The sequence below is a fragment of the Agriterribacter sp. genome, from assembly GCF_035445465.1.
Classification (GTDB): Bacteria; Bacteroidota; Bacteroidia; order Chitinophagales; family Chitinophagaceae; genus Agriterribacter.
The window spans coordinates 161,219-174,781 of record NZ_DAOMQT010000002.1 but is presented as its reverse complement, the minus strand read 5'-3'; the positions used below and the strand labels follow the sequence as shown (position 1 = coordinate 174,781).

Here is a 13,563-nt window from a genome sequence, read left to right as displayed (position 1 = left end):
CATTAACCCTTTAAAATGACTGTAAAACAGGTATACATTGTAGTAGGAACCCGCCCCAATTTTATAAAAGTTACCCAGTTTAAAAAAGCAGCCGAAGCATATAAAAATATTCAGATCAAAATTATACATACGGGCCAGCATTATGATGCGAAAATGGCAGATGTGTTTTTTGACCAGTTTGAGCTTGTTCCCGACTATTTCCTGAACATCCCCCCCGGTTCTCCCAACAGCCAGACAGCGGAAATTATGCTCCGCCTCGAAAAGTTAGTTGGGGAAAACGGCGTTCCCAACCTGCTGATGGTGGTAGGAGATGTAAATTCTACGCTGGCAGCTGCGCTTGCGGGCTATAAATTAAACATCCCGGTTGCCCATTTGGAAAGTGGACTCAGAAGCTTCGACAGAACGATGCCCGAAGAAATCAACAGAATCCTCACAGACGAGATCAGCGATTACTTTTTTGTTACGGAACAAAGCGGGATGGATAACCTGGCTAAAGAAGGCAAACCAAAAGACAACATATTTTTTGTGGGCAATACTATGATTGATACCCTGGTGGCCTTCAAAAACAAAATAGATCAATGCACCATAACCGGTGAACTGGGCATTACAGAACAGCCTTTTGCCCTCATGACCATGCACCGGCCGGCTACCGTGGATAATAAGGCCGGCTTAACCCAGCTGCTTTCCATTATAGAAAATATAACCGGGCATTATAAGCTGGTGTTTCCCATTCATCCGCGAACGCTGAAAAACCTGTCTGATTTTGGATTAATAGACCTGTTCACCGCCAATAAAAATATTATCACCACTCCTCCTTTAGATTATTTTTCATTTCAAAAGCTTATTGCTTCCGCCGGGTTTGTAATAACAGACAGCGGTGGTATACAGGAGGAAACCACTTTTATTCAAAAGCCCTGCTTAACGCTGCGCCCCAATACGGAACGGCCGGTTACCTGCACTTCAGGCACCAACACCCTGGTGCCCTTTGATGCGGCAAGCATTGCAGGGTTTATAACCACCATCCGCAACGGGCAGTACAAAACCGGTGAAATACCTTGTTTGTGGGATGGAAACTCATCAGGCCGCATTGTAAAAATATTGGCAGACATCCTATAAACGCATAAAGCCGCATGCATTAAGAAGCGCTATACCCCGGAAGGATCAGTACCGCCAGACCATAGTAAGAAAAGGGGTCACTATTGGCGCCATCGCCACCATTGCTTGCGGAAATGAAATTGGCCCATATGCTTTTGTAGGTGTAGGCGCTGTAGTTATCCGCGCTGTTTTGCCTTACGCGCTGGTAACCGGTAATCCCGCCCGGCAAACCGGGTGGATGAGCGCATATGGGCATAAGCTGCTTTTTAATGAAGCCGGCCTTGCCAGTTGCCCCGAATCCGGCGAAAAATACCGGCTGAGCAATGGGTTAGTGAGCAGGATATAATAAAAGGCCCGTCTTTGGCGTAAACGAATGCCAGAACTTTGAATAACTATCCACGCCGAAGCCTGTCTGCCGGCAGGTAGAGCCGCCTACATGCGGTAGACAAGCCATTGAAGCGAAGCGGAGCAGTAGTCCTAATTTATAAAAATTATCAGCCTCCGGATCAGGGGATTGCTTCGCCCCTTAAATATAGTATGCATCATTAAATTAGTTTTGGGTCTCGCAATGACGTTTATAAAATAGGCCGCCTTTGCGAGGCGTGAACGGATGACGGAAGTTAGAACAGCTATCCACGCCGAAGCAAGCCCCATGTAGCGAAGCGGAGCAGTAGTCCTAATTTATAAAAATTATCAGCCTCCGGACCAGGGGATTGCTTCGACCCTATATTTATATGGTATTTTAATTCCTTTAGGGCCTCGTAATGCGTTTATATAATATCTCCGGTTACCATACGTTAATTCCCCGCAGAAAAGATATCAACCACTACAATACCATAAATACAGGTGAATGACCATTCATAAATGTATATATCATAATACCTTTTTTACACTGGCGCTCAGCCTGCTGCTGTTTTCATGCCGCACCACCAGGCCGGTGCAATACCTGCAGGGCCCCATTGATACCGCCGCCCTCAGCCGGATCAGCCTGCCCGAGCCGCTGATCCAGAAAGGCGACCTGATAGGCATTACCGTATACAGCGACAACCCGGAAGTCACTGCCGTATTTAACCAGCAAATGAATACCACGCTGGCCACCGGCGCCGCTTCCGGAGCAGGCACAGCCACCGGCACAACAGGAACCGCTGCCCAAAGCATGCCCGGCTACTTAGTAGATGCCAACGGCAATATCCGCTTCCAGTTGCTGGGTGAGCTGCATGTGGAAGGACTGACCAAGGCGGGATTGGAACACATGCTCAAAGAAAAATTAGCTAAATACCTCATGAACCCCTATTGCAATATCCGTTTTTTGAACTATAGATTTACCATGCTGGGTGAAGTAACAAAGCAGGGGATATATAGTATACCGGGCGAAAGGATCAGCATCTTAGAAGCCCTGGGTATGGCCGGAGATATTAATATGTTTGGTTTAAAAGACAGCATTATGGTGGTAAGAGAAACCAACGGTAAAAGAAGTTTTGGATATTTAGATGTAAGTAATCCTGAGGTGTTTACTTCTCCTTATTATTACCTGCAGCAAAACGATATTATAATTGTAAAAACGAATCCCAAAAAGCCAGACGTGTCAGAGCAAACTGCAAACCGTAATTTTGCGCGGGCGGCCACCATTTCCTCCATCCTGCTTTCCCTTACCCTGGTACTCGTTCAAATTTTCCGGTAGAAAACAATGGAGGCCGGCGAACCGTACTTTATATTTTTTGTTTAATGCTGCTTTTACAATTGAATCCTAAACGAATGAATCGTATACATGCAAGATAATTATGAAACCGGCCAGCCGCTCAGGGAATTTAACTTAAAGGAATTTATCTTTAAATACCTGCGCTATTGGCCACTATTGGCGGCCTTTATTTTAATAGCACTTACCCTTGCCTTTATTAAAGTAAGATATGCCACCCCCATTTACAAGGTAAGCGGCAGCCTGTTCATTAATAAGGAAGGCGATAACAGGGGCAGCGGGGAAAGCCTCGAAAACATGTTCATGTTCTCCGGCAACCTCAATCTCCAAAATGAGCTGGAGATCCTGAAGTCCAAGCCATTGGTTAGCCGGGTAGTAAAAAACCTGGGACTGCAGGTAAGCTATTACAATAAAGGCAATGTTCGGTCGTCCAATGTGTATGGCGCTTCACCTATATACTTAGAAATCCTGTCCCTGAAAGATTCCGCTGTTTCTTTTACCCTTGAAATTGAGGCTTCAGACACAGGCTTCCGCTTTCCCAACACCAATACTGCTATCGAATACGACAAGGTATTTGAAACGAAATCCGGGGTTTTTCGTGTTAGCAGGGCTCCCGCAGTATCTTTTGAGAATTATAGCAGCGATAATTTTTTGATCACCTACCGCCCGCTCCCAAGTGCATCAGCTAACCTGGCGTCTGCCATTACCACCGCCCAAACCATTGACCAGGCTACTATCCTTGATCTGTTCATTGAAACGGATAATATTGCCTATGGCAAAGACGTGATCAACGCCCTGATGGTGGAATACGGCAAAATGAATATAGAAGATAAGCGCCGCATTTCGCAGGCCACTATGCAGTTCATTGACGAGCGTTTGGATACCATTAAGAACGAGCTGGGAGATGTGGAAAGCGGGATACTGAGGTTCCGTGAAAAAAACGAAGTGGTAGACCTCGGCCAACAATCTGCCCAGCAGTTTGAAATACTATCTGAGAGCAATAAACAACTCATCGGCCAGCAGGTACAAAGCGGGGTATTGGATTATTTGCTGCAATACATGCAGAACCCCGCCAACCGCAACAGCCTCGTGCCCGCCAGTCTGGGCATACAGGAACCCGTGCTGGGCCCCATGTTTGGCCAGTACAATACCCTGCAGTTGCAGCGCAATAATCTGCTGCAAACCACCGGCGCCGCCAACCCGGCCATTGCCACCATTGACCACAGTATAGAAAAGCTGCGGGAACAGATATTGGAAGCCCTTAAAAACGTACAGCAGTCTTATGCCATTGCTTCTAACAAATTAAAGGAGGAAATAACGCGCTCCCGTACAGCCGTTCGAAAAATACCATCCAAGGCCATGGGCCTGCTGGATATTGAGCGCCAGCAAAAGATCAAGCAGGACCTTTATTTATTTCTGCTCCAAAAAAGAGAGGAAGCCGCCATTTCCGCCGCTGCCACCGTAGCCAGCTCCAGTCCTTTGGAAGAAGCCACCAGCACGGGAAGCCCCGTGAAGCCCAATCAAAGAAATATTTACCTGATAGCGCTTTTTGCAGGCATACTGATCCCGGTGGCCATTATAGCCTTACTGGAAATGCTGAACGATAAGATCAGGGAGCGCGAAGAAATTGCCCGGCAAACCCGGGCGCCCATTATTGGTGAAATTGGCCATGCCGGCGAGGAAACCCTCATCGTGCAGGCCGGGAGTCGTACGGTGGTGGCCGAGCAGTTCCGCATTATGCGCACCAATGTCCAGTACATGATTAGTAAAGTAAATCAACCTGTTATACTTGTTACCTCCTCTGTAAGTGGTGAGGGCAAATCTTTTGTGGCCACCAACTATGGCGCGGCCCTGGCCCTTACCGGCAAAAAAACGGTGGTGCTGGAATTTGATATCCGCAAGCCCCGCCTGCTCAAAGGCCTGAATATGCAAACCACAAAAGGCCTGAGCAATTATATTATAGGCAATGCCGGCATAGAGGAAATTGTGCAGCCGGTGCCGGAATTTCCTAATTTATACGTAATAGGCTGCGGACCTGTTCCCCCCAATCCATCGGAATTACTGTTAGACAAACAGGTAGGCAAATTGTTTGAAGAGCTGAAAACGCGGTTTGATTATATTATTATAGACAGTGCCCCGGTGGGCTTAGTAAGCGATGCCTTTACCCTCAGCGACTACGCCGATGCCAGCCTCTATATTATACGCCACGGCTATACCCTTAAAAGGCAGTTAAGCATGGTAGAAGACCTGTACCAGCAGAAGCGCCTGCCCAATATGGGATTGGTAGTAAACGATATTCAAACCCAGGGACGCTATAAAGGTTATTATGGGTACGGGGGAGGTACGTATTATGGTTATGGATACGGTTATGGATATGGAGGAGATTATTTTCAAACAGAAACCGGTAAAAAGTCAAAGTTCAGAAAACTTTTTGGTAAGAGAGGATGAGTATAGTACTCTTGCTTTGTAGTACTTTTAAACTCATCGAAGTCTTTTACCCAATATGATAATCTGGCGGGGGATACTACCTATTCTTAATCAAGAGGATGATTAACAGACATCGCATGAAAAGTGTATAAACTGATTATGGCTGAAGAACTAATTATAGAAGCAGGTAAAGCAGAAAAGAATTACTGGAAGGATTTGTGGAGATACCGGGAACTCTTTTATATACTGAGTTTAAGAGACATAAAAGTAAGATATAAACAAACTGTGCTGGGCGTTTTATGGAGCGTTTTGCGTCCTTTAATCACAATGATCGTATTCACGCTTATTTTCAGCAAAGTTGCCAAATTACCCGCTGCGGGCAGTGCGCCCTATGCCATTATGGTATATGTAGGCATGCTGCCATGGCAGTTTTTTGCCAATGCAATCAGTGAAGCAAGTAATAGCCTGATCGGCAACACCAATCTCATCTCAAAAGTTTATTTCCCAAGGTTGATTATACCTACCGCTTCGGTAATTACGAGTATGATTGATTTTCTCATTGCATTTTTTTTAATGCTGCTGCTGTGTCTTTTTTATCAATACCTGCCCGGTTGGCAGATTATTTTCCTGCCTCTTTTTCTTTTGCTTGCCTTTACGCTAGCAATTGGCATTGGTTTATGGATAACAGCATTAAATGTAAAATACCGCGATTTCAGGTATATAGTGCCTTTTATCGTTCAATTTGGCTTGTATGTATCTCCTGTAGGGTTCAGTACCAGTGTTATTCCTGAAAAATACCGATTGCTGTTTTATCTCAATCCAATGGTGGGAGTTATTGATGGGTTCAGGTGGAGCCTGCTTAATGGAGAACCGGCTTTAAATGTGGAAAGTCTACTTATATCTGTTCTTATATCCCTTCTCTTTTTGTGGATGGGCATTACAAAGTTTCGAAAAATGGAAAAATCCTTTGCGGATATTATTTAAAGTGATACATGAGTAATATTATTATAAAAGCAGAAGGTCTTGGAAAAAGTTATATAATTGATCATCAACGTACCGAACGTTATGCCACTTTCAGAGATACTGTTTCCCAAACAATAAAAGGGTTATTTAATAACAAAAGCAGTAATGTAAGAGAGGAGTTCTGGGCTTTGCAAAATATAAATTTTGAGTTCAACCGCGGCGACCGGATTGGCGTAATAGGCAGAAATGGCGCAGGTAAAAGTACCCTTCTCAAATTGCTGAGCCGGATTACAGAGCCTACTACGGGAAAAATATCCCTGAAGGGAAGAGTAGCTTCATTGCTGGAGGTTGGCACCGGATTCCATCCTGAATTATCTGGCAGGGAGAATATTTTTTTAAATGGCGCTATTCTAGGCATGGCAAGATCTGAGATAAGATCAAAGTTTGATGAAATAGTGGATTTTGCCGGGGTAGAAATTTTTTTGGATACCCCAGTAAAAAGATACAGCAGCGGAATGTATGTTAGATTGGCCTTTGCTGTAGCAGCACATCTGGAACCGGAGATTTTGGTGGTAGATGAAGTGCTTGCCGTAGGTGATGCAGATTTTCAGAAAAAGAGTTTAGGTAAGATGAAGGATGTGAGCAGCAAAGAAGGCCGGACGGTATTGTTCGTTAGTCACAGCATGGCTGCTGTTGAAAATCTTTGTAATAGGGGTATGCTATTAGATAAGGGTAAGGTGGCTTACATTGGTACGGCCAAAGAATCAATTGAGCATTATTTAAAAGGGAATGATATTTTGGGTAGCAAAATTCTGGCTAACACAAAGTATGTTAATGAAGTTTTGATGTTCAACTGTGATAATATTATTGCAAGTGAATTTGAAATGGGTACTGATTTTACCATACAAATCAATGCGAAAGGAATTAAGGAAATACAAGGGTTACATTTAGGTTTTTTTATAAAGGATGAATTTGACCAAAAAATATCAGCGTTTAGCACAGCAATGAAACCCTTAAAGCTTCTTTATAATTCAGAAGAAAATAATGACAGTTATCTGTTTAAAATAGAAAGTCCCAATTTAATTGAAGGAAAATATATAATAGATATTTCTGTTGCTTATAAAAAAGGAGGCCGGCTGGAATATATCGAGAATGCTTATGTTTTTCACATTCTGTCAAAGGATGTGTATGGCAGTGGTGTATTCCTAAACAATAACTTTGGCAAAATTTATCTTAATGTGGAATCTACTCTCAAAACTAAGGCTTAAGAAAGACAATTCCTCTTTTACTCTCAAGGGAAACAGGCAGAATATAGTCGTTGGTAAAAATACACACATTGACAGCACCGTGATATTAAATAATGAAAAAGGAGGAACGATTGAAATAGGCGATAACTGCAATATTCTTGAAAACGTAATTATTGCTACGTATGGCGGAAATATAAAAATAGGCAATCATACAAGTATCAATCCTTTCTGTGTATTATATGGGCATGGAAATCTAACAATTGGTAACGAAGTGCGCATAGCAACTCATACTGTAATTATCCCCGCCAATCACCAATTCAAAGATTTAGATACTCCCATAAGATTACAGGGAATAGAAAGGAAAGGCATAAAAATAGGAGATAATGTTTGGATAGGAGCCGGAGTTAATATTCTGGATGGAGTTAATATTGAAAAAAACTCCATAATAGCCGCCGGAGCAGTGGTGACAAAAGATATTAAAAAAAATGCAATAGTGGGCGGTGTTCCTGCAAGGGTAATAAAAATACGAGAATAATATGTTGAACAAACTCTTAAATAGATTCAGAAAGCGGAAAAACTTACAGAAACTTGAAATAAAGAAGCAAGGAGAATTCCACTATAAAGTGTTTGAAAAATTTAAGTTATATACACATGACTTAGCATGTATAACAAAGGTTTTCAGACATATTTTTGAACGAGACATATACAATTTTACAAGTAACACTGATAGTCCGCTAATTATAGATGCAGGGGCTAATATTGGACTCGGAGTATTGTATTGGAAAAGAAAATATCCCAAGTCCAGAATTATTGCTTTCGAACCCTCCAAAAAAGCTTATGCTTCTTTGGTCAAAAATGTTCAGGAAAACAAACTCGCAGATGTTACATGTATTAATAAGGCTTTATCTGACAAAGAGGGGAAACAACTATTTACAACCAATGAGAAAATATCCGGATCATTGATTGTTGAGAAGAATCTTGAGTCCAGTTATGAGGTAGAAACAATTCCCCTGCATAAATACCTTCAGCAAAAAGTGGATCTTTTGAAAATTGATATTGAGGGGGCTGAAAAATTTATCATTGAGGATATCAGGAACAATATCGGCAACCTGGATCACATATTCCTGGAATATCATTCTTTTGTAAACGATCCGCAATATCTTTCAAAGTATTTACAGATGTTCGAAGAAAACGGGTTCAGATATTTTATAGAAGATGAATTCAAAAAAACAAATCACTTCATCGATAATTCAGCAGAATTAAACCAGGATATGAAACTGAACATTTGGGCGCACAGGCTATAATGCGTATAAGAATAACATCTATTTCTTAAGAACTATTTCATTAATCAATTGGAGTGAAACAAAATGAAGGTGAGTAGTAATTTTGATTGCCCATCCAGCCGCAGTATTGAAGTTCAAGAGAAATTGCAGCGATTCAAAAATGTTTTAATGGATGACAGGGATCAACTTTACAAGATTGAAAATGTTGATCTGCTTGCAGCAGAAAGAGAGGTTGAACAAATTGAGCATATTGGGGACGCTGTTGTATGTACCACTTACTTCACAACAAGTACAGACCCTCAACGGAATATCCAGGTAGATGCTGATGATATCAAATACATAGAACCCTGGTACTTTAGTGTATTACAATTAAACCTGTTTGGTATTGTTTTTTATGATAATTTGTCGAAAGAATTTATTCAAAAGTATCAAACGCCTAATATAAGGTTTGTGAAATGTAAGCTCGGTAATTTTAGCTTAAACGATGAGCGGTTCATTATTTATTATCTTTTTTTTTTACGTTATTCCCCTTCTTATATTCTTTTTACTGACGGGAATGATGTGACCTTTACATCAGATCCTTTCCCTTTTTTCGGTCAGAAGAGCGAAAATACAATCTTCGTTGGGCGGGGTAGTGGAAACAAAATCTACCAGTCGAACTGGAATATAAATTCCGTTGCAAAGCTTTCAAAAAAACTAGGTTGCTCTATGCCTGGTAATTTTTTTGATTTAGCCCTGTATAATGCAGGCATTATAGGCGGTTCTTATACTACTACTATGTACTTCCTAAGACAGATGTCTTCGCTTTTTCTTAAAATAAGTAGAGGTGATAATAATAATATGGCAGCTATGCACTATGTGTTATATAATTATTTTTATCCTAACTGCAGGCGGGGCATTAAAGGTTATATTTCTCAAATAACAGGGCGATCAAAGATAAAGATGAGGTACCTGGCAATGAGAATAAAGCTTGGTTTCATTTTTAATTCTGAAATCTCTTATAATAATGATAAAACTGCGGTATCAGAATATATTTTTAGTGGTTTCCCTTTGAATAGTAAATTCAAGAAATTTGAAATCGATAGCAACGCCTATATTATTCACAAATAAGAAAATATTTAGGCATAAAATCAGGCAGTATAATACTGTCTAAACCACTATGCTTTTTAATTCGTTCAGTTTCGCATTATTTTTACCGGTTGTTTTTTTCATCTATTGGTTTATTGCTAATAGAAACCTGAAGATTCAAAATTCCTTTCTTTTAATTGCAAGTTATTATTTCTATTCCTGCTGGGACTGGCGGTTTTTGTTTTTGTTAATGTTCTCAACCCTGCTCGACTTCTATACCGGTATAAAAATGTCGGAGGCGGATAATCAACAAAGAAAGAGGGTTTGGTTTTTGTTGAGCATTATAGTCAATTTAGGTTTTTTAGGTTTTTTTAAATACTATAATTTTTTTACAGAAACTTTTGCAGAAGCACTGTCCAATTTGGGATTAAATGTAAATCCATGGGTATTAAATATTATACTTCCGGTAGGGATTTCATTTTACACTTTTCATGGTTTGTCATATGTAATTGACGTTTACAATAATAAAATCACAGCCGAGCGGAACTTTGTAGATTATGCGGTATTTGTGAGCTTTTTTCCATTGCTGGTGGCTGGTCCGATAGAAAGGGCTACGCACCTTTTGCCACAAATTAAGAGGAAGAGAGTGTTTAACTATAACCAGGCGGTTGATGGATTACGCCAAATTTTATGGGGATTGTTTAAGAAAGTGGTTATTGCGGACAACTGTGCTGATTATGCAAACCTGATTTTTAATAATTCCTCTCATTACCCGGGAAGTGTCCTATTACTTGGCGCCATATTTTTTGCCTTCCAGATTTATGGAGATTTCTCCGGATATTCTGATATAGCGCTGGGAACCGCAAGACTTTTCGGGATAGAACTGTTAAGGAATTTCTCATTTCCGTATTTTTCAAGGGATATCGCGGAGTTTTGGAGAAGATGGCATATCTCTCTGTCTTCCTGGTTCCGAGACTATCTTTATATTCCCCTTGGTGGCAGCAAAGGAGGAACCTGGAAAAAAATAAGAAATACTTTTATCATCTTTATTGTTAGCGGATTCTGGCATGGTGCTAACTGGACGTTTATAGCCTGGGGCGCATTAAACGCCATTTACTTTTTGCCGCTTATGCTAACCAACAGAAACAGGAACAATATGGAAATTGTGGCACAGGGGCGGATATTACCTGCCCCCCAAGAACTGATCAGCATGATAATCACATTTGGGTTGACAGTGCTTGCCTGGGTCTTTTTCAGAGCAGAGAATATGGAACATGCGTTATCCTATTTTTCGGGTATTTTCTCCCTGTCTTTGCTGACGGTTCCTAAAGGAAGTGATTTTATAAGTACTGCTATTGCTCCGGCACCTATGTTTTGCCTGCTGGCTTTTTTTAATATTATCGAATGGATAGGGAGAGCACAACCATACGCTATTGCAAATATTGGTACAGGCTGGCACAGGTTACTGAGGTGGGCATTTTACAGTTTCATTATTGTACTAATGGGAGTGTATATGAAAACGGATGAGAGTCCGTTTATTTATTTTCAGTTTTAGGTGATGATTTTTTTTTTAAAAAGACTGTTGCTTTTTGTTGTTTTTGCAATACCGGTTTACCTGGTGTCGGTTTTACTTTGGGGGTGGCGCTTTCCTCAGTCGTTTAAGCCAAATATTAAATATGTGAAAGGGGGCTATGGTTATACTTTTTCCAGGTTAAAAGAAATTAAACAATTGGATAAAGGAGTAGATATTTTATTCCTGGGCTCATCACATGCTTATCGTGGATTTGACCCCCGGAATTTTCCCGGAATGAAAACCTTTAATTTAGGCAGCAACTCCCAAACACCTATTCAAACGGATTTGCTGCTACAACGCTACCTGGATAAAGTAACCCCTAAAATGATTATTTATGAGGTGTTTCCAAATGGCTTTTGTATTGATGGCGTTGAATCAGCATTGGACATCATATCCAATGATAAAAATGATATAGGTTCTGTAATAATGGCATTTAAGATAAATGATATTCCCACATACAACACTTTAATTTATAGCTCCTGGTGTGAGGCTTTACATTTGTATAATTCCTTTAGCGAACCGGTAAGAAAGCAGAAATTTAATGATACCTATATCCGGGGGGGATATGTTGAAAAAGATTTGCAGCAGTTCTCCGACACCTGTTGTGAGCCCGCAAAGCAATGGGAATTCAGACGTGAACAAATTAAGGCATTTGAAAAAACCGTGACAAGAATTAAAACAAAAAAAATTGAGTTGGTTCTGGTATACGCACCGGTAACTTCAAGTTTTTATCATTCATATATCAATAACCAGGCTTTTGATTCATTGATGAATACCTATAACGTTAGCTATTACAATTTTAACGAGTTAATGCATTTAAACGATAGCCTGGATTTTTATGATAAGCACCATTTAAATAGAGACGGAGTTGCTGCTTTTAATAAAGAGTTGAAACACCATTTGAAATGAGTTTAGTTCAAGATATAATATGATAAATTAATTAGAAGCCAATTAACTATAATCCATATTCCGAATAAGTATGGAAAACAGTAACCTTGCATAGGAAAAGTCGAAGAATATAGTAAGTCAACGAAGTTAAACGTGATCTTTCTAAAAAATTATGTTACTTATGCTGGCTATAATTTAATCAATTGGCAATAACTAGTATTTTTTCATTTCAGTTACACTAACGAGAATACAATAATTATAAAGGCGGGTATTATGTTGGTTTCAGTTATAATTCCTTGTTATAATGTGGAGAAATATTTGTAATATTGTCTCAATTTGTTCAGTTAAAATACTTCATTCTACATCTTCTGAAACGATTATTAAATAGGAATAGCATCTTCTGAAGCTTATATTGCTATAAAAAGCCCTGCTCCAATAGGACGCAGGGCGCATAAAACAATGATTTATTTATTTTACAGGATTCTCAACAAACTTGGGCTCCAAAAGCTGGTTAATTTTACCTATATAAAGTATATAAATGGAGTTCGGTTCAAATTTCCAATTATTTATTCCATAGGTAGTGAACATTATTATATATCTGAATCCTGGATGATCCATACTATTAAAATACTATACGGAATAAACTCCGGAGTGTTTTTTGACATAGGAGTTAATACCGGTCAAACGCTCATTAAGCTTAAGTCAGTTGCTCCTGCAGCAGAATATATTGGATTTGAACCTAATCCAAAATGCATTTTTTATGTTGAAGAATTAATTGCTAAAAACAGATTCATGAACTGCACCCTTTACCCGGTGGGCATAATGACATCTGATGAATTATTACATCTTAATTTTTATTCCTTTTATTCGACTGATTCAAGCGCTTCATTAATACCTGATTTTCGGCCTGAGCGAAAAGTGATATTTAAAAAAGCGGTTCCCGTTTTTGATTTTGCAAGTCTTAACCTGAGCACTGGTCCTATAAGCATAATAAAAATTGATGTAGAAGGCGCTGAATCTTTTGTTTTATGTTCTTTACTGGAAAGAATAAAACTTGACAGACCATTTATACTGATAGAAATATTGCCCTGTTATTCAAATGAAAACCAGATGAGGATTCAGCGTCAAAACAAAATCGAAGCAATGCTAAAAGAAATTAACTATACCATGTTCAGGAATAAGAAAGATCTGAATACATTGCAAATAGAACGAATTCAAACAATTGGAATTCATTCAAACATGGATTTTTGTGAATATCTGTTGTGTCCGAATGAATTAACGTCCCGAATAGAATCTTATACCACGAGCCGAATAAAAGAATGA

At 39.9% G+C, this 13,563-nt stretch carries 12 protein-coding genes; 11 read left to right on the top strand and 1 reads right to left on the bottom strand.

The window, feature by feature from the left end:
- The first annotated feature begins 15 nt into the window (after window positions 1-15).
- Window positions 16-1,116 (top strand): non-hydrolyzing UDP-N-acetylglucosamine 2-epimerase, encoded by a 1,101-nt coding sequence (gene wecB / locus PLE34_RS01905; protein ID WP_324553663.1) that lies wholly within the window; start codon window positions 16-18, stop codon window positions 1,114-1,116.
- A gap of 19 nt (window positions 1,117-1,135) precedes the next feature.
- Here wecB and PLE34_RS01900 read toward each other — a convergent pair whose 3' ends face one another.
- On the bottom strand, window positions 1,136-1,351 hold the full coding sequence (locus PLE34_RS01900; RefSeq protein ID WP_324553661.1) for a hypothetical protein: 216 nt from the start codon (window positions 1,349-1,351) through the stop codon (window positions 1,136-1,138).
- A gap of 594 nt (window positions 1,352-1,945) precedes the next feature.
- Here PLE34_RS01900 and PLE34_RS01895 point away from each other — a divergent pair.
- The 10 genes from PLE34_RS01895 to PLE34_RS01850 all read left to right on the top strand — a co-directional run bounded on the left by PLE34_RS01895 (window position 1,946) and on the right by PLE34_RS01850 (window position 13,563).
- Window positions 1,946-2,776: a polysaccharide biosynthesis/export family protein gene (locus tag PLE34_RS01895; protein ID WP_324553660.1), complete on the top strand. Its 831-nt coding sequence runs from the start codon at window positions 1,946-1,948 to the stop codon at window positions 2,774-2,776.
- 87 nt (window positions 2,777-2,863) lie between these two features.
- Window positions 2,864-5,239, top strand: coding sequence for a GumC family protein (locus PLE34_RS01890; protein WP_324553659.1), 2,376 nt, complete (start codon window positions 2,864-2,866; stop codon window positions 5,237-5,239).
- Window positions 5,240-5,377: 138 nt separating this feature from the next.
- Window positions 5,378-6,202 (top strand): ABC transporter permease, encoded by an 825-nt coding sequence (locus PLE34_RS01885; RefSeq protein WP_324553657.1) that lies wholly within the window; start codon window positions 5,378-5,380, stop codon window positions 6,200-6,202.
- Between the two features lie 8 nt (window positions 6,203-6,210).
- Window positions 6,211-7,449 (top strand): ABC transporter ATP-binding protein, encoded by a 1,239-nt coding sequence (locus tag PLE34_RS01880; RefSeq protein ID WP_324553654.1) that lies wholly within the window; start codon window positions 6,211-6,213, stop codon window positions 7,447-7,449.
- Complete coding sequence (locus tag PLE34_RS01875; protein ID WP_324553652.1) at window positions 7,400-7,963, top strand: acyltransferase; 564 nt, start codon at window positions 7,400-7,402, stop codon at window positions 7,961-7,963. Before PLE34_RS01880 ends, PLE34_RS01875 begins: the two co-directional genes overlap by 50 nt.
- Window position 7,964: 1 nt before the next feature.
- On the top strand, window positions 7,965-8,732 hold the full coding sequence (locus PLE34_RS01870; RefSeq protein ID WP_324553651.1) for an FkbM family methyltransferase: 768 nt from the start codon (window positions 7,965-7,967) through the stop codon (window positions 8,730-8,732).
- 63 nt (window positions 8,733-8,795) lie between these two features.
- Window positions 8,796-9,821, top strand: coding sequence for a hypothetical protein (locus PLE34_RS01865; protein ID WP_324553649.1), 1,026 nt, complete (start codon window positions 8,796-8,798; stop codon window positions 9,819-9,821).
- 454 nt (window positions 9,822-10,275) lie between these two features.
- Window positions 10,276-11,334, top strand: a complete 1,059-nt coding sequence (locus PLE34_RS01860) for an MBOAT family O-acyltransferase (RefSeq protein ID WP_324553647.1) — start codon at window positions 10,276-10,278, stop codon at window positions 11,332-11,334.
- Window positions 11,335-11,337: 3 nt separating this feature from the next.
- Window positions 11,338-12,261, top strand: coding sequence for a hypothetical protein (locus tag PLE34_RS01855; RefSeq protein WP_324553645.1), 924 nt, complete (start codon window positions 11,338-11,340; stop codon window positions 12,259-12,261).
- Window positions 12,262-12,699: 438 nt separating this feature from the next.
- Complete coding sequence (locus tag PLE34_RS01850) at window positions 12,700-13,563, top strand: FkbM family methyltransferase (RefSeq protein ID WP_324553643.1); 864 nt, start codon at window positions 12,700-12,702, stop codon at window positions 13,561-13,563.